General features: G+C 49.9%; 13 protein-coding genes. 4 read left to right on the top strand and 9 right to left on the bottom strand.

The genetic code is table 11. The features are described 5' to 3' along the window. Positions 1–7: 7 nt before the first annotated feature. Positions 8–2,227, bottom strand: a complete 2,220-nt coding sequence (locus M4J38_RS00490; RefSeq protein WP_251757566.1) for a cation:proton antiporter — start codon at positions 2,225–2,227, stop codon at positions 8–10. Positions 2,228–2,460: 233 nt separating this feature from the next. On the opposite strand from M4J38_RS00490, the gene gcvP reads away from it, so the two are divergent. Next, positions 2,461–5,331 (top strand): aminomethyl-transferring glycine dehydrogenase, encoded by a 2,871-nt coding sequence (gene gcvP / locus M4J38_RS00485; RefSeq protein WP_251757565.1) that lies wholly within the window; start codon positions 2,461–2,463, stop codon positions 5,329–5,331. A 104-nt stretch (positions 5,332–5,435) separates the two neighbouring features. Then, positions 5,436–6,080, top strand: a complete 645-nt coding sequence (locus tag M4J38_RS00480; RefSeq protein ID WP_251757564.1) for a J domain-containing protein — start codon at positions 5,436–5,438, stop codon at positions 6,078–6,080. Here the strand turns inward: M4J38_RS00480 and M4J38_RS00475 are convergent, their stop codons facing one another. The 3 genes from M4J38_RS00475 to M4J38_RS00465 all read right to left on the bottom strand — a co-directional run bounded on the left by M4J38_RS00475 (position 6,081) and on the right by M4J38_RS00465 (position 9,024). Next, entirely contained in the window at positions 6,081–7,109 is a 1,029-nt protein-coding gene (locus tag M4J38_RS00475; RefSeq protein WP_251757563.1) for a DUF4421 domain-containing protein, read from the bottom strand. Between the two features lie 69 nt (positions 7,110–7,178). After that, complete coding sequence (locus M4J38_RS00470; protein WP_251757562.1) at positions 7,179–7,904, bottom strand: LytTR family DNA-binding domain-containing protein; 726 nt, start codon at positions 7,902–7,904, stop codon at positions 7,179–7,181. Then, entirely contained in the window at positions 7,897–9,024 is a 1,128-nt protein-coding gene (locus M4J38_RS00465) for a sensor histidine kinase (protein ID WP_251757561.1), read from the bottom strand. The genes M4J38_RS00470 and M4J38_RS00465 overlap by 8 nt, the downstream gene beginning before the upstream one ends. A gap of 203 nt (positions 9,025–9,227) precedes the next feature. Between M4J38_RS00465 and M4J38_RS00460 the strand changes: the two genes are divergently transcribed. Next, on the top strand, positions 9,228–9,539 hold the full coding sequence (locus tag M4J38_RS00460) for a hypothetical protein (RefSeq protein WP_251757560.1): 312 nt from the start codon (positions 9,228–9,230) through the stop codon (positions 9,537–9,539). Positions 9,540–9,669: 130 nt separating this feature from the next. Continuing rightward, positions 9,670–11,424, top strand: coding sequence for a chloride channel protein (locus tag M4J38_RS00455; RefSeq protein WP_251757559.1), 1,755 nt, complete (start codon positions 9,670–9,672; stop codon positions 11,422–11,424). A 4-nt stretch (positions 11,425–11,428) separates the two neighbouring features. Here the strand turns inward: M4J38_RS00455 and M4J38_RS00450 are convergent, their stop codons facing one another. The 5 genes from M4J38_RS00450 to glgP form a co-directional block, all read right to left on the bottom strand. After that, complete coding sequence (locus tag M4J38_RS00450) at positions 11,429–11,710, bottom strand: hypothetical protein (RefSeq protein WP_251757558.1); 282 nt, start codon at positions 11,708–11,710, stop codon at positions 11,429–11,431. Positions 11,711–11,807: 97 nt separating this feature from the next. After that, a complete protein-coding gene (locus M4J38_RS00445; RefSeq protein ID WP_251757557.1) occupies positions 11,808–13,136 on the bottom strand; it encodes a PAS domain-containing protein in 1,329 nt (442 codons plus the stop codon). 50 nt (positions 13,137–13,186) lie between these two features. After that, positions 13,187–13,903: a DUF4197 domain-containing protein gene (locus tag M4J38_RS00440; protein WP_251757556.1), complete on the bottom strand. Its 717-nt coding sequence runs from the start codon at positions 13,901–13,903 to the stop codon at positions 13,187–13,189. 24 nt (positions 13,904–13,927) lie between these two features. Continuing rightward, on the bottom strand, positions 13,928–15,853 hold the full coding sequence (locus tag M4J38_RS00435) for an ABC-F family ATP-binding cassette domain-containing protein (RefSeq protein WP_251757555.1): 1,926 nt from the start codon (positions 15,851–15,853) through the stop codon (positions 13,928–13,930). A gap of 14 nt (positions 15,854–15,867) precedes the next feature. Next, positions 15,868–17,523 (bottom strand): alpha-glucan family phosphorylase, encoded by a 1,656-nt coding sequence (glgP, locus tag M4J38_RS00430; protein WP_251757554.1) that lies wholly within the window; start codon positions 17,521–17,523, stop codon positions 15,868–15,870. Between the last annotated feature and the right edge of the window lie 7 nt (positions 17,524–17,530).

The raw sequence follows: 17,530 nt of genomic DNA, 5'->3' as shown, positions 1-17,530 counted from the left end.
CGCGAAACTAATGAACATCTTTCAACCTTTTTCTATCCCCTACGATCCATACCACGTCTTCCCATTCAAAAACCATATCTGAAGGCGGGTTGAGGATGCGTTCCCCGTTTCTTTCTATTCCTACTACCAGTCCGCGTGTGATTTCCCGGATGCCGGAGCCGCGCACGGTTTTCCCTTTCAGATGGGTATGTTCGTCCACGATGATCTTAAAGAGTGTCATTTCTTCTTCGGGAACATTGTTTTCGCCCGGAACGGGCTCCACCACCAGCCGGAAATCCTTTAACTGCTGGTCGGTACCAATCACCGCAAGTTTATCGTAAGGATATACCTGTTCCGTACGTTGGGGTGTGGGAATCATACGCGCGCCTCTTTCAATGGACGCGATGTTCACGCCATATTTTTCGCGCCAGGCCAAGTTTTCCAGGGAGCCGCCCACCCATTGCGCATCCGGACTAACAGTGAAATAAGCAAGGTGCGCATCCCAGGGAGAAAGATCGCTGTTGGCTCCCGTATTGGCGGAAAGTTCCCGGTCGTGGAGGTTACGCATGAACCTCCTTTCAATCCGGGAATAGAATTTCTGCAATTTCTGCCTGAAAATAAAGATCACGAATGGAATCACCAGCAAACTACCCACCAGCGCCACCCATATATTAAAGAGCTGATTTAAAAGGAAACCGAGGAACAATACGGCAAGGAGGTTACGCAGCACTTCCAGCAATACAAGCGGGCCGTGGTTGTATTTACTGTCGAGCCATAAACTCGTATATGCGCCGCTGTTGATTTTTTTCGCGGTAAGCGCCCATACAAACGGCAGCATTAACCCGATGTTGATGATCACGGTAAGTACGGAAGCGAGCAATTTATTCTCCAGTTGATCCGCCATCCACGGTGCGAAGTACCTTCCGGAAAGCAAGATCATTGCCACGATTACCACTGAGTTCACCAGCATGACGGATAAATAGGAACGCACCACCGTTTTCCAGTCACTTTCCGCCTGGATGGTTTGCGCGCCGGCACTATACCGGTTCAGCGAGCTGCGCCATTTCTCGGGCAGGTTCTTTTCCAGGAAACGGTAGAAAGGCTCTGAAAGCCGCATCATATAAGGCGTGGTGAAAGTAGTAATTACGGAAACGCCTACGGCAATGGGGTAAAGGAACTGGCTCGTTACATTCAGGTTCAGGCCCAGTGTGGCGATGATGAAGGAAAATTCCCCGATCTGCGACAAACTCATCGATGACTGCACCGATTGCTTCAAAGGCTGTCCCGAAATCAGTGAACCTATGGTCACGTTCAATACTTTTCCTACAATCACTACAATAGTTACTATTACAACCGGAAATGCATATTCCAGCAATAATTTCGGATCAATCAGCATGCCCACCGAAACGAAGAATACCGCTCCGAACAGGTCCTTCACCGATTTGGTAAGGTGTTCTATCTCTTCCGCCAGGGTGGTTTCCGCAAGTATGGAACCCATAATGAACGCACCCAATGCCGCCGAGAAACCTACTTTGGTGGCCAGCACCACCATCAGGAAACAGAGTGCCAGCGATACCACCAGCAAGGTTTCATGGTTCATGAAACGCCGTGCTTTTTTGAGCAGGGTCGGCAAAAGATAAATACCGGCCAGGAACCATAAGCAGAGGAAGAAAACCAGTTTCACCACCGATCCCAACAGCTCACCGCCGGAGAACTGCTGACTCACGGCAAGTGTGGACAGCAATACCAGCAGCAATACGGCCACAAGGTCCTCGATAATAAGGATGCCCAATACCTGTCCCGCGAACTGCTGGTTCTTCAAATTAAGTTCTTCGAATGCGCGGATGATGATGGTGGTGGAGGAAATAGCGATAATGCCGCCCAGGAAAATACTGTCCATCATGCTCCAGCCCAGCATCTGACCGGTTACATACCCGATCACCATCATCATGGAGGTTTCGAAAATACCGGTTACGGAGGAGGTGCCACCAACGCGCATCAGTTTTTTAAAACTGAATTCCAGGCCCAGGGAGAACAACAGGAAGATCACGCCGATCTCGGCCCATACCTGGATGCTTTTCTGGTCGCCCACGGTGGGGAAGATATCCAGGTTTGGCCCCACCAGCAATCCGGCGAGGATATAACCCAGTACCAAAGGCTGCTTTAATTTCTTGAAGATCAGGGTAAAGATACCAGCGGCTCCAAGAATCAGTGCCAGGTCCTCAATCAGTTCAGGCAGATGCGTCATACGTTCAGGAAAAAGTGTTAATGCTGTGGATAATGAACAATTCCAGTCTGTTACAAAGGTCGTGATCCCAGGCGATTGCCGGGAATTTACTTATTTTTTGGCATTTAAAACGATTGCGAAAGGCGTACGTCCAGTATTATCCCCAGTTCATCCCCACCGTTGAACAAAAAGCGTGTTTTCTTCTGAAAGGATTTTACCTTTGCAGCCTGCTAACCAGAAAAGCACAAACTCGTATGAATATTTTTGAGCAACAAGCAACAGAATTCAGGAATCGTCATATTGGTCCCACCGGGAACGACACTGCGGCCATGCTGCAAACCATCGGCGCAGCCAGCCTCGATGCGCTCACGGGCAAGACCGTCCCTACGGGCATCCGAATGAGCAAGGCACTGCAACTTCCACCCGCCATGAGCGAGTCGGAATACCTGCAGCACGTGAAAGGAGTGAGCCTGAAAAACAAGGTTTTCAGAAATTATATCGGCCAGGGTTATTATGATACAATCGTTCCTTCGGTAATCCTGCGGAACGTTTTTGAAAACCCGGGATGGTACACGCAGTACACCCCGTACCAGGCGGAAATTTCCCAGGGACGCCTGGAGAGCCTGCTCAACTACCAGACGATGGTGAGCGACCTTACCGGTCTGCCCATTGCCAACGCGTCACTCCTTGATGAAGGCACCGCCGCCGCCGAGGCTATGGCGATGTTCTTTAACGGCCTCAACAAAACTGAAAATATTACCCGCCCTAAGTTTTTCGTGGATGCCGATGTGTTCCCGCAAACCCTGGACGTGATCCATACCCGCGCCGTACCCATCGGAATTGAAGTGGTGGTGGGCGATTACCGGAACGCAGCGCCCGACGAAAGCTGGTTCGGCGCGCTGGTGCAATACCCTAACGATAAAGGTTCGGTAGAAGATTACCGCTCTTTCATAGAAAAAGTACATGCCGCCGGCGCTTATGTGGCCATGACAACCGACCTGCTGGCCCTCACCCTCCTCACGCCTCCCGGTGAACTGGGAGCCGATGTGGCCTGTGGTTCCGCGCAACGCTTCGGCGTTCCCCTGGGCTATGGCGGTCCGCACGCGGCTTTCTTCGCTTCTAAAGACGAGTTCAAACGCAGCATCCCCGGCAGGATCATCGGGGTAAGTATAGACGCCCAGGGCAACCGCGCGTTGCGTATGGCCCTTCAAACCCGCGAGCAACACATCAAGAGAGAAAAAGCCACTTCCAACATCTGTACCGCACAGGCGCTGCTGGCCAATATGGCCGCCATGTACGCCGTGTTCCACGGGCCGGAAGGACTGAAAAATATCGCCAAAAGAGTGGCGCTGCTCACGCAGGCGCTGGGTGAGCAACTCACAGCGGGCGGCCTGGAACTCGCCAGCAACAGCTACTTCGATACCATCGTAGTCACCAATGCTGACGCCTCGGCCATTCGTCCAAAAGCAGAAAGCAACGGCATCAATTTCCGTTATTTCAGCAACGGCTCCATCGGAATTGCACTGGATGAAACCACCACGATCTCCGATGTACTGGATATTCTTGGCATCTTCGGCAAAGAAGAAGAAGCCGCTTCTTTCTCTATCAACCATGATACGGCACTTACACATATTCCGACGGCGCTGACCCGTACTTCAGAGTTCCTCACGCACCCCGTGTTCAACTCCCACAGGAGCGAGACACAAATGATGCGTTACCTGAAGCAACTGGAAAACAAAGACCTTTCGCTGAACACCAGCATGATTTCCCTGGGTTCCTGCACCATGAAGCTGAATGCCGCTACGGAAATGATCCCATTAAGCTGGAGCCATTTTTCTAAAATACATCCATTCGTTCCGAAGAACCAGGCAGAAGGCTACCAACAGATCGTGGATGAACTGAGCGCCTACCTCTGCGAGATCACCGCATTCGACGCGTGCAGCCTGCAACCCAACAGCGGCGCACAGGGAGAATACGCCGGACTGCTCACCATCCGTGATTTCCACGCGGCCAATGGTGAAGCGCACCGCAACGTAATGCTGATCCCCATTTCCGCACATGGTACCAACCCTGCATCCGCTGTAATGGCGGGCATGAAAGTGGTAGTGGTAAAAGCTTTGGAGAACGGGTACATTGATGTGGAAGACCTGAAAGCTAAAGCCGCGCAGTACGCTTCGCAACTCGCAGGAATCATGATCACCTACCCCAGCACTTACGGCGTATATGAAGAAACCGTAAAAGAAATTACCGATATCATCCACCAATATGGCGGACAGGTTTATATGGATGGCGCGAACATGAACGCTCAGGTAGGACTTACCGCTCCCGGTCTGATCGGCGCGGATGTTTGTCACCTGAACCTCCACAAAACATTCGCCATCCCGCATGGCGGTGGTGGTCCCGGCATGGGCCCCATCTGCGTGAAAGCGCACCTGGCGCCATTCCTGCCCGGTCACACTTTCCTGAACGGCAGCGATCAAACGAAGGCGGTATCGGCGGCGCCGTTCGGCAGCGCCAGCATCCTGCTTATCTCTTACGCGTACATTCGTTTGCTGGGCGCTGAAGGGGTGAAAGCTTCCACAGAAAACGCTATCCTGAACGCGAACTACATGCGTGCCCGTTTGCAAGGGGCTTACGATGTACTGTATTTGGGAACAAACGGTACCTGCGCCCACGAATTCATCGTGGACCTCCGTCCTTTCAAACGTTCCGCGGAAATTGAAGCGGAAGATGTGGCCAAGCGCCTCATGGATTATGGCTTCCACGCACCAACCATGAGCTTCCCGGTTCCAGGCACCATCATGATTGAGCCCACAGAAAGTGAAGACAAGGCCGAACTGGATCGTTTCTGCGATGCCATGCTCAGCATCCGCGCCGAAATAGCCGCCATTGAAGAAGGAAAATCAGATAAAAAAGATAACGTGTTGAAAAATGCGCCCCACACTCAAGCTGTAATTTGCGCCGATGAATGGAGCCATGCTTATGCCCGCTCTGAAGCAGCATTCCCCCTGGCTTATGTGAAGGAAAATAAGTTCTGGCCCTCTGTTTCAAGGGTGAACAATACCCATGGCGACAGGAACCTGATTTGCACCTGCGAACCGGTCAGCGCTTACGCGGAAGAATAATTTATCATCTCTTTCACGTTAAGGCACGTGCTTTTTAATAATTTTAGTGCCGCGGTTGAACACCACTGTTCTTTCCGCGGCACTCATATTTTAAAACCATTTTTTTGCCGGTAAAAGATTATTACAACACACTGGGGATTCCACCACAATCCGGCATTCAGGATATCAAACGCGCCTACAGGAAACTGGCGATGCGCTACCATCCCGATAAAAATCCAGATGACCCAAGGGCGGCTATCCTTTTCCGTGAGGTCCAGGAAGCCTACCGCATCCTCTCCGATCCATTGCTGCGGGAAAAGTACCACCATGATCGCTGGTTCAACAGGGCCGCTGGAAGAACCTATTCAGCTCCACCCGACACCACACCATACGGCATTCTGCTTAAAGTACTCGAACTTGAAAAGTACATGAACCGCGAGGACCCTTTCCGCACCGACAGAGAAGGACTTACCGCCTATATCCTTCAATTGCTGGACGAAGAACACCTTAAAATACTTCAATACAACAACGATGCACAACTGAATACGCGCATAGTCCTGCTGCTGAAACACGCTTCACGCATCTTACATTACAGGCAGGTGGTGAACATCACACCCCGCATGGGCCTGCTGGCACCTAATTTAACGGCCGACCTGAACAAATGGGAAAGACAAAGCAGGCTGGAAGCCTTCTGGAACAGGTACAAAGGCTTGATTGCCCTGCTCATTGCAGGTATATTATGTGTGTTGATCTACTTCATAGCGAAGTAACTAATTCAGCAATTTGTCTACGGGAGCGAGGTATTTTTTAAGCCTCCTTCCGGGTTTGAAACGGTAAGCCAGTGTGGCCCTGTAATTTCCTGTACTGAAGATATAATTGTAGGAGGATGAAGAACCCCGGGCCGAAACGCGGTTGCCCACCAGCGATAAACTGGCCATCCATCTTTCGGAATTGTAGCCACCGGTGGCTCGGTAAATAAAATTCGGGCTGAAACCTAACCTTTCCCTTGAGTCGGCAGGTGTGATCTCCCTTACAAAGCCGATATTCAGGTTGATGGTAGCGGCCATGCCCAGGAAAAAATCGTTGCGGATCACCCAGTTGTAGGCGTATCCCCCTCCTGGTCCGATATCCAGGAAACGAACACGTTCCACTTCGCGCTGGCTGAACCTGTCTTTCACCGCGCCGGGCACCAGTGCGCTATCTGCGGTGGCGCGTCCGTAATAAATTTCAGCGCCCAGCAACCAGCTTCCGGCCGATTTCAACTGCCGTTCATTCTGTACAAAAGCCGCCCGGTAGGAGAAACGTTCATGCCCAACGATGTTGTAAGCCGAAACACCCAGTAAGGTAACGCCCATATCCGGCCGGAGGTAATACCCCGATCCCCCATCAATGGCGCTTCTTTTCATGTAATACCCTTTGTAAAATTGTCCCCAGAAATCATAGGACCATTTCCGGGTATAAATATGGCTTTGAAGGTCAAGGTACCTTGTTTTTCCTTTTTCCTCGTTCCGGTTGAGGAACGGAAACCCGTAAGCGAGATTTAGCGTGAGTGATCTGTATGTGGCGCCCACGCCCATATTCAGCGTGGTGTTGGGCCGGTAAATCAGCCTGTCCTCCCCTTTTGGCGCACCGAGTTCCAGGTTGGTATATTTTCTTGAAAAGTAAAAGCGGGTAAGCATCTGATCCGCCAGGGAGATATAATACGTTGTATCATGGTCCGGCTTTTCCTCCTGCGCCAGGGTTTGCAGCGAACAGCATAATAAAAGAAGGAATGCGGGTAAAATCGGTTTCCGGCGCAATGGCTAAAATTTGAGGTGCTGCAATTGAATCAATTTCCTTTGAACACACAAAAAAATTATACCAGCCCGTTAAAGCAGTTTCAGCACCTCGTTGCGGTAAAGCCGGCCTATCGGGAGTTCATTGTTCCCCACTTCCATGGTTTCATGGGTATAAGCGCGGATATGCCTCCTGGCCACGATAAAGGACCGGTGTATTCTTACGAATTCCTGCTCCGGTAGCATTTCTTCCAGTGAGGAAAGCGATTGCCGCACCAGTAAGGGACCATTCACCGTGATGATACGGACATAATCCTTCAGGCTCTCGAGGAAAAAAACCTCGTTGAGCAGTATTTTCACCATTTTCCTGTCAATGCGCAGGTATAAAAAAGCCGGGGCCTCGGAAAGCACTGGTTCGGGGACCGTAAAATTAGAGACCGGCGGCGCCGGGTCCAGCGCATTTTTCTGAAGCACTTTGTTCACGGCTTTCAGGAAACGTTCAAAAGAGATGGGTTTCAGCAGGAAGTCCACCGCGTTAAGGTCGAAGCCCTCCACCGCGTAATCACGGTGGGCGGTGGTGAAGATGACCTGGGGAGGATGCGATAAAGTCTTGATAAAATCCGTTCCCATCAATACCGGCATCCTGATGTCCAGCAACAACAACTGCACTGGGTATTGCTGCAAAAAGGAAAGCGCCTGCATGGCGTTCTCACATTCTCCCACCAATACCAGGCTGGGAATGGCTTCCACATAACGTTTCAACACCTCCCTGGCCGGTGGCTCGTCGTCCACGATCAAACAATGCAATTGCTCAGGCATAATGAAGTTTTTTTGCCGCACCGGAATTGTCTACCGTGCCGCCTGTTGCGGGATGTAGCCGGAGTGAAAGTTTCACCACAAAACTATCTTCCTGATCCGATATGTTCAGCAGGTGCATCCCCGGATAAAGCAGTTCAAGCCGCTGGCGCACGTTCCGCAGGCCGATCCCCTGTTCGGAAGTTTCCGCAGAGGTGTTCGGTTTCCCGTTAATCACCTTCAGTTTTAATAAGCTGTTATCTTCCCTGATATCAATACTCATCCAAACATCCCCCATTGTACTGGAAGCACCATGTTTGAAGGCGTTTTCCACGAAAGGCAACAACAACAACGGCGCGATCTTTCTTTCCTGTAAATCTCCCTCCACATGTACATGCACCTCCAACCGGCTGCCGTAACGCATCTGCTCCAGTGCCACGTAATCTTTGAGCAACTGCACCTCTCTTGCCAGACAAACCTGCTGCTGCTCACATTCATATAACATGTACCGCAGCATATCCGACAACCGGAGGATCATGCCGGGAGCGGTTTGCGTGTCCTGCATCGCGTAAGAATAAATATTATTGAGGGTATTGAAGAGGAAATGCGGGTGCAGTTGTGCCTTCAGTACCTGCAGTTCCGAGGCCATGCGTGCCTTTTCCAGCATTTCATTTTCCTGTTGCTTCACGTACCACTGCTTCATCAGTTTGATGGCCGCGGCAAAACCACCAATGGTGAGTCCGCCACGTAAGCCGCCCATAAAACCCATCGCCAGACTGTTGGGGTACCTGGGCACGCCCAACAATATTCTTACCGGCCCCACGAGGTATTCGGATGAAAGATAGGAGATGATGCCTGCCGCCACTACAAGCACCAGCATCCACGCCATCAGCGGGCCATACCGTTGTGTGTACAGGAAACGCGGCATCAGGAAATAAATGATGCCGTAGCTGAAGAACAGATGGATCGGCATAAAACAGATCGCGTCCACGAAAGAGATCATGTAACTGTGGAAAAGCCCGTAATACACCACGCCTTTCTGCGCATAGATAAATGTAAAAAAGAGTATCCACGCCAGCCAGAATAAGAAGTGGCGCGTGAAACGATTACCGGGCGAATCGGAAAAAATGAATGCGGGTTTCATGAAATCTGTTCTTTAAAGCTATCAAGATTTGCGCTGAATGAATGCAATTATCGCCCAACAGCAGGAAAAGCACGATAGAAAGCAGCAAGGCATGACGAACGGCTTTGAACACGCGTGATTCATCGTATGCCGCAGTACGTTGTCCGCACGGCGCAAATCATTTTTCCGGGTTTATCCTGGGTTTAATTTTAAAGAAAAAAGCCATGAATACCTTTAAACCATTTCTTTTACTGTGTATTGCCGCCCTTCCTTTCGGCGGAAAAACACAGACGCCGCCGGTGAAAATACCTGACCTCGACAAACCCAGTTACTGGGTGGTGGAAACAGGACCGGCCGCAACGCCCTATACCGTGATCCGTTTTTACAACGAAGCGCACGGTAAAGTGTACGAGCACCGTACAGAAGGGAAGTCCATCAACGCGTCCAGGCCGGTTGTACAACGAAGGTTAAAGAAAGCGATGAAACGTTATTCCTGGAACAAATCACCCGAAGCCTACGTGCTTCGGACCCGCTAAGGCTAGTATTAATAAGTATAATGTGTGGGCCGGCTTCCCTTTCCAGGGATGGCCGGCCATTTTTTTACCTACCTTTGCCCCTTTAAGGCTCATTTCCGCACTACTGAGACGTAACTTCAAAAGGAATTATTTGAAACAGCTCAGATACTACTATCACAGGATCAGCAGGCAGGTAAAAACCAGGATCAGCCGCGTTCAGTTTATGATATTACTGGCCATTATGACGGGTCTCATCGCCGGTCTGGCCGCCGTATTGCTCAAACTGATGGTGCACGAATTGCAGACTTTTCTGGCCGACAGGTACAGGTTCCATGCGTTTTTTCTGCTGTTCCCCATGCTGGGACTGGTACTTACCGCGCTGGTGGTACACCGGTTCTACAAAGATAGTTTTGAAAAAGGGGTAGGTATGGTGCTGAAAAGCATCGCCAAAAGATCTTCCTATATTGGTTTCCGGCATAACTATATGCACATCATCGCCAGTTCACTTACCGTTGGGATGGGCGGTTCCGCCGGTCTGGAAGCACCGATCGTGGCAACGGGTTCTTCCATCGGCTCAACGGTGGGCAGGTTTCATTTCATGCTTTACCAGGAACGCACATTACTGATCGCTTGTGGCGCAGCAGCAGGAATCGCGTCTGTATTTAACGCGCCCATAGCCGGGGTGATTTTCGCCATTGAAATACTGCTTACGGAGACGGTGGTCAGTTATTTTATTCCGCTGATCATCGCTTCGGTTACCGGCGTCCTTTGCTCCAAGATTATACTGAATGAATCGGTGTTGTTCAATTTCGCGTTGAAGGAAACCTTCGACTACCATAATGTTCCCTTTTACATGCTGATGGGGATCGGGGGCGGCTTCCTGTCGCTCTATTATGCTTATGCGTTCCGGGGAACGGAACACCGTTTGCATGGTATGCGCGCCAATTACATCTGGCGGGCCGTGATTGCGGGCGCATTACTGATCGGGCTGTATTTCCTATTTCCCCCACTCTTCGGTGAAGGATACAACAGCATTAAAAGTCTTGCGTACGGACAAACGGATACGCTCACACGCAACTCATTTTTGTTCGGCCGTTTACCCGACAACTGGGAAATACTGGTGTTCACCGGACTGGTAATGTTGATGAAGCCCGTTGCCGCAGGCGTTACGCTGGGCGGCGGCGGCTATGGAGGTAATTTCGCGCCTTCCCTGTTCACAGGCGCTTTCTGGGGGTACTTCTTTTCAAAAACCATCAACAACATGGGGCTGGTAAGATTGCCCGAAAGTAATTTCACCCTTACGGGCATGGCCGCTATCCTGAGTGGCGTCATGTATTGCCCGTTAACGGCTATCTTCCTGATCGCTGAAATCACCAATGGCTATGAACTCATCATTCCGTTAATGCTGGTTTCCTCCCTGTCTTTCTTCATTGTAAAACATTACCGTCCTTATTCCATGGATACCATCGATCTGGCGCTGAGCGGGAAAATGCTTACGCACGAGAAAGAGAAAAATATCCAGAACGCCTTACAAACGGAAGATATCCTGGAAAGAGGTTTTCCGGTTGTATCCATGCATTGCAGCACACAAGAGGTAAAGGAAATTTTGAGAAACTCAGGAAAAGATAAAGCGATGGTGACAGGAGATGACCAACATTACCTGGGATGGATCAGTTGGAAAGAGTTGATCGCGGAAGGAAGTATAGCTGAAAAAATGGCCGTCTCTTCAACTGTTGTTGTACTTGGCGCATCCGTAACGGAAATCATGGAGCAATTCGATGCACAACAACCGTTACCATTACCGGTCGTGAATAAAAAATATGAACCCATGGGTTTTATTTCACCCACCCTGCTGCTCGAAAAGTACCGGGAGGCGATCCGGGAAAAGAAGGACCTGTACGAATAAGCGATCAGGATCTTTCCATCCGGCTGAAGGGGTGAATACGAAACTCCGTTACTTCCTCCTCTTTTACCGCGGTCTTTTTAGGAAGAATAGCCTCTTTGCCGGTTTTCTTCTTCACCTCTTTTTTATCGGGGCAGGAATCTGTTTTCGCCTGTTCAGTTGCAGGTGGAACCGCAGTGGTCTTATGTTGTTCATCCAATGGAGGAACAACAGGTTTTGCTTCGCAGGCTGCGGCTTTCTGAGCATAAAGCCCGGCGGCCAGGCAGGTGATAAGGAATATCCGTTTCATTTGGCGCAGGTTTGGTATTTCTATTAAAATTACACAAATAGCTGTAAGATGGTAACCGCCTGTCCTTTTTTTATGCGGAATCTTATCATGAAAATGGTCAGATGTGCAGGCAAACACGTAAAGTACAGCCCTTTCCCGGGGCGGTGGAGAGTTCCATACTGCCGCCATAAAGTTCGGCGCGGTTCCGGATATTGTGTAAACCCAGTCCATATCGTGCAGTTTTGGGATCAAACCCGTTGCCGTTGTCTTTTATGACAAGCACGATTTCCTCATCTTGTTTTTCCAGGATAATTTTCACGAGACTGGCATTGGCATGTTTGAGGATATTGTTGAGTTGCTCCTGTACGATCCTGTAAAGGCTGATCTTTTTTTCATTTGAAATTTCTGAATCGGAAATACCTTTGAGCTGGAGATCGAATTCGATGGTACCCGCCACTTCAATATTGGTACAGAGGTCCTGCAACGCGTCTTTCAGCCCCAGGTCTCCCAGGCTCGGCGGTGTGAGTGACCTCGACAACGCCCGGATTTCTTCAATGATCATGACGATGTTGCCGATACTTTTCCGGGTGAATTCCTCCGCGAACTGGGGGTTATTGAGCGAATGATCGAGGTAAAGTTTTGTGGTGGCCAGTAATTGGTTGATGTTGTCGTGCAATTCCTCCCCCAACTGTTTCCGTTCCGCTTCCTGCGCCTGGATGGTGGCTTGGGCGATCTCTTTCTGACGGGCCACTTTTTCGTTGATCAGTTCCTGCTGTAACCTGCGCTGGAGTGTTACGTCCTGCATGGCGCCGATCAGTTTACGTGGCTTTCCCTGTTCATCGCGCAGGATAAAGCCGCGGTCGAAAACCACTTTGTAGGAGCCGTCTTTAGCACGGAAACGGTATTCATCGTGCCACACGATTTCTTTACCATTCAATGCTGTTTCCGTCCTGGCGATCACCCTCAACTTATCATCTGGATGAAGATTGCTCGTCCACCAGTTGAAATTGTCACGCAACTCCGTTGATTCGTATCCGAACAGGTCTTTCAGGGCCTCATTCGCATAGGAACTGCCATCAGCGAAATTGTATTCCCATATTGCATCGCCTGTAGCTTTGCTTAACAGCGCGAACCTTTCATAAGATAATTTAAGTGCTTTTTCCTGCTCCAGCGTTTGGGTATAAAGCCTTTGCAATTCGGCATTATTGGCGCTCACCTCCTTGTTCACCTTATGCAGGCTCTTACTGAGGCCGAAGCTTACCCAGAATACCAGGATGGATGCCAATACTACAAAGAGCGTTCCCTTGTAATGCTGAAAGGTATGGTATCGCTCCATATCGGAACCCGCCAATCCCAGGAAGAGGTCATCTGTAAAATAAATCCAGATCAGCCCGAAGGCCGTGAAAGTGAGTGCAGTGATGAGTGAGTTTGCAAAGCGGGGCTTCATATCACTTTAATTTAATGATATTTACGAAAACCCCTAAAAAAAATGTTAAACTATTCGAAAACTTTTTTCAGTACGTCGTTTACCCGAGCAGCAGGGTCTTTCCTGATCTTTTGTTCTTCGAGGCCCACGTAATAGAAGATGCCATCCAGCGATTTACCGGTGACATATGCTGTGAGGTCAGTGTTTACAGGTTTAGAAGAGAATTTATTGTAAGCGGTGAACACGTCTTTCCAGTATTTGGTAGCTTCCACTTTTTCAAGAGAAGCGGCAATCACTGGTTTAAATGCTTCCGTTAACTGATTGGTAGTTGATTTTTTCAGGTATTCAGTAGCGGCGAGGTCACTTCCTTTCAGGATGCCCAGGGCATCGGTGATGCTCATGGATTTGATGGCGTTCAGGAAGATAGGCGCGGCTTGTTTGGATGCGTCTTCCGCCGCGCGGTTCATACTGGTGATGGCATTATCGATGAGTTTACCCATTCCCAACGCACGCATCTTTTTTTCCACGGCCACCACTTCTTCCGGCATCAGAATCTTTACCGCGGCATCTTTCAGGAAACCATCCACCGAAGACAACTTTCCGGTACTGTTCTCCGCCCCCACTTTCAAAGCTTCTTTCAATCCATTCGCGATTTCCTCCGTGCTCAATCCCGCGCCCTTATTACTTTTCACAGAGTTGGCGATATCACCCAGTTTTTTAAGCGGATTCTGCGCGACAGCGCCCAGGGTTACCGTACATACAGCGAGGGTAAAGATTACTTTTTTCATATCCGGATATTTAATTTTTAACGGTCAGGAATTCATTTCACTCAGCTCCAGCCAGCGCATCTCTTTGATTTCTATCAGTTCAGAGATCGTGCCGATCCTTTCAGACAACGCCTGAAGTTCCTCATATTGCATGGAACCGGCGGCCAATTTTTCGTTAATTTCCGCTTTTTCCTTTTCGAGGGTGGCAATCTCCGCTTCCAGCATTTCAAATTCCCGTTTCTCCTTAAAACTCAGCTTTCTTTTCGATGTGGCATCTGCCGGCTTTTCAGCAGTTGATGCTTTCACGGCCACCTCTTCAATGGAACCTCCTTTTCTTTTGTGCGCTTCCAGGTCGCTCCATTTGTTGTCTTTCTTCTCATTTTCTTTCAGCCAGATCCTGTAATTGCTGTAGTTCCCGGGAAAATCGCGCACCACGCCATCGCCTTCAAAAACAAAAAGATGGTCCACCAACCGGTCCATGAAATAACGGTCGTGGCTAACAATCAATACGCATCCACGGTATTCGCTCAGGAAGTTTTCGAGTACGCTGAGCGTGGGAAGATCAAGGTCGTTGGTCGGCTCATCCAGGATCAGGAAGTTGGGGTTCCTGAACAGCACCGTCAGCAGTTGCAGTCTTTTCTTTTCGCCACCGCTCAGTGAGTTGAGGTAGGTATATTGCTTATCGGGAGAGAAAAGGAACAATTCGAGGAACTGCGCCGCGCTCAGACTACCGCCATTAGCGAGCGGGAAACTTTCCGCGAATGTTTTCACGTACTCGATCACCCGAAGATTCTCTTTGATTACCAACCCCTGCTGGGAGAAGTTCCCGAACACCACCGTATCCCCCACATTGATTTTTCCGCTATCCGCAGGCTCCAGTTGCTGTAATATATTGAGGAATGTACTCTTCCCTACGCCATTCTTCCCGATCACGCCAACGCGTTCACCTTTCGCGAATGTATGGTCGAATCCTTTCAGGATCGTAAGATCGCCATAACTTTTATATACTTTTTTCGCTTCAATGATTTTTCCGCCCAGGCGACTCATTTTCACTTCCAGCTGTACCTGTGCATCCGTAATCTTTTGTTTGGCGCGGGATTCCACTTCATAGAAATTGTCCTGCCTGCTCTTGCTTTTGGTGGTACGCGCCTTGGGCTGTTTGCGCATCCACTCCAGTTCCTTTCTGTATTCGTTTTTGGCTTTATCGATGCTGGCGAGTTCACTGTCGATACGCGCGGCTTTCCGCTCCATGTAATTCTCGTAATCGCCGCGGTACACATACATGTTCTCGCGTTCCAGCTCCCATATCTCTTCGCATACAGCGTCCAGGAAATAGCGGTCGTGGGTCACCAGCAACAGGGTTACATTCTCCTGGTTGAGGTAATTCTCTAGCCATTCGATCATTTCCACATCCAGGTGGTTGGTGGGTTCATCCATCATCAGGAGCGTGTGCTTATGGTCGAAGCCGATATCGATCAGGGTTTTCGCGAGCGCCACGCGCTTGCGCTGACCACCGCTCAATGCGCTCACCTTTTGTTGCAGGTGGTGCACATTCAGTTTGGTGAGGATTTGTTTCACTTTCACCTCAAATTCCCAGGCGTTGAGGTCATCCATTTTCCCGAACAATTCAGCCAGGGCTTCCCCGTCTTCACTTTCGGCGGCGGCTTCATATTCCCGGATTACATTTAATACAGGGTGATTGGTATGGAAGATATTTTCCAGTACCGTTTTTTCCTCATCGAATTTTGGATCCTGCTCAAAAAGCGCCACGGTAACATCTTTGTGGATGAAGAGTTTTCCTTCATCGGGTGTTTCCGTACCGCTTAAAATGCGCAACAGGGTGGATTTTCCCACCCCGTTGCGTGCGATCAAAGCTATTTTGTCTCCTTCGTTAATGTGGAACGAAATGTTCCTGAACAGTGGATTGATACCGTAACTCTTCGTTAATCCTTCAGCTGAAACGTAATGCATGGCGCAAAGGTACGTTACTTATACAACTGCTCGTAATACTCGTGTGCCATCCGGTTGGAATCGAACTGGAAACGCACGTCGCGCATACCGTTTTTGGAAATCTGGCGCCAGGTATCTTTGTTTTCGTAATAAAGGGGAAGTATTTGTTTTTCGAGTATTTCGTACAGTTTATCCAGGTCGTACTGGTCCTGTTCCTGCACGTGCATATTGGCGTAATCGGCCTTGGGCACCACGAAACCATTGTTACCGTGGTTAATGAATTCCGGAATCCATCCATCATCCGTAGAGAAGTTCACGGCTCCGTTCATGGCGGCGGTCATACCACTTGTGCCCGAAGCTTCGCGGGGCACACGGGGATTGTTCAGCCAGCAGTCTGCGGCCTGTTTCAGGCGTTTCGACAAACTCAGTTCATACCCGATCACTACGGCCATATTGCGGTATTGCTTGCTGATGTGCACGAGGTTGTTGAACTCACCGATCGCGGGATAGTCCAGCGGGTAAGGCTTTCCGGCCCAGATGAATTGCACGGGGTATTTCGTATTGTTCATCAACGCGCGGAAACGTTCTTCGTTTCTTGTAAAGAAATCGGCGCGTTTATAACCCGCGAAACGGCGTGCCCATACAATCGTGAATACATCGGGGTTAAACAGTTTTCCGGTTTGATCGGCCACGATATCGAACGCGCGTTTTTTGAGGTAACGCTTCCGGTCGTCGAAAATGAAATCGTTGCTTTCATCCACCGCGCGGTACAATTGCTTATCGGCCCAGTATTTCCAGTTCTGCGCGTTGGTAATGGAGATGATGTTACAGATGCCGGGATATTTGCTCCACATTTCGCGGGAAACCCTGCCATGCAGTTGTGATACGCCGTTGGCCAGCTTCGCGAAGCGCAGCGCCACGAGCGAATGGTTGAACTGGTCGTCGTTGATACCGGTGAGCGCGCGCACTTCTTCGATGTTCAGTCCACAGAAATAACTCATCTTGTGGCAGAGGTAAATGTCGTGCCGCTCATTGCCCGCTTCTTCTGGTGTGTGTGTGGTGAACACCAGGCGCTTCCGCACTTCTTCGATATTGTTGTAGTACTTGCGGTACAGGTAGAAAGCCGCCGGCAGGCCATGTGCTTCATTGAGGTGGTGCAGGTCGGGGTTGAAGCCGATCTCATCCAGCAATTTGGCGCCACCCACTCCCAAAAGAATGTACTGCGCCACTTTCGTGGCGGTGTTGGCATCGTACAAACGGTGCGTGATGGTCTGCGAAACATAATCGTTCTCCGGCAAATCCGTGGAGAGCAGGAACAGCGGCGCGGTATTAAAAGTATCCGGGTGCAGGTAATACGCCTTTACCCAAACCGGGTGGTCGTGGATGTTGATCTGGAAACGGATGCCCGTGTCTTCCAGGAAACTGTATTGCTTTTCCATGAAGGTAACCTGCAGGGTCTGGTCCTGGTTCCTCGACTGGTCATAATACCCGTATTTCCAGAGGATGCCAATGCCGATCATGTTCTGCTTCAGTTCATAAGCGCTGCGGAGATGCGATCCGGCGAGGAACCCCAGGCCACCACTGTATATCTTCAGGGGCTGGTGTACCGCGAACTCACTGGAAAAGTAGGCTATCTTTTTAGAATATCTTTCATCTGTTGTGTAGGGAACGCGGTAATTTCTGAAACTCATTATCTTA

Source organism: Parasegetibacter sp. NRK P23 (assembly GCF_023721715.1).
In the GTDB taxonomy this organism is placed as follows: domain Bacteria; phylum Bacteroidota; class Bacteroidia; order Chitinophagales; family Chitinophagaceae; genus Parasegetibacter.
Note: the sequence above shows the minus strand (reverse complement) of the source record. Positions and strands in the feature narration are given on the sequence as shown.

What these genes read in the sequence shown, in the direction of transcription:
- M4J38_RS00490 (WP_251757566.1), bottom strand. Translation starts at nt 2,227, where the DNA reads ATGACGCATCTGCCTGAACTGATTGAGGACCTGGCACTGATTCTTGGA.
- gcvP (WP_251757565.1), top strand. Translation starts at nt 2,461, where the DNA reads ATGAATATTTTTGAGCAACAAGCAACAGAATTCAGGAATCGTCATATT.
- M4J38_RS00470 (WP_251757562.1), bottom strand. Translation starts at nt 7,904, where the DNA reads ATGCCTGAGCAATTGCATTGTTTGATCGTGGACGACGAGCCACCGGCC.
- M4J38_RS00465 (WP_251757561.1), bottom strand. Translation starts at nt 9,024, where the DNA reads ATGAAACCCGCATTCATTTTTTCCGATTCGCCCGGTAATCGTTTCACG.
- M4J38_RS00460 (WP_251757560.1), top strand. Translation starts at nt 9,228, where the DNA reads ATGAATACCTTTAAACCATTTCTTTTACTGTGTATTGCCGCCCTTCCT.
- M4J38_RS00450 (WP_251757558.1), bottom strand. Translation starts at nt 11,710, where the DNA reads ATGAAACGGATATTCCTTATCACCTGCCTGGCCGCCGGGCTTTATGCT.
- M4J38_RS00445 (WP_251757557.1), bottom strand. Translation starts at nt 13,136, where the DNA reads ATGAAGCCCCGCTTTGCAAACTCACTCATCACTGCACTCACTTTCACG.
- M4J38_RS00440 (WP_251757556.1), bottom strand. Translation starts at nt 13,903, where the DNA reads ATGAAAAAAGTAATCTTTACCCTCGCTGTATGTACGGTAACCCTGGGC.
- M4J38_RS00435 (WP_251757555.1), bottom strand. Translation starts at nt 15,853, where the DNA reads ATGCATTACGTTTCAGCTGAAGGATTAACGAAGAGTTACGGTATCAAT.
- glgP (WP_251757554.1), bottom strand. Translation starts at nt 17,523, where the DNA reads ATGAGTTTCAGAAATTACCGCGTTCCCTACACAACAGATGAAAGATAT.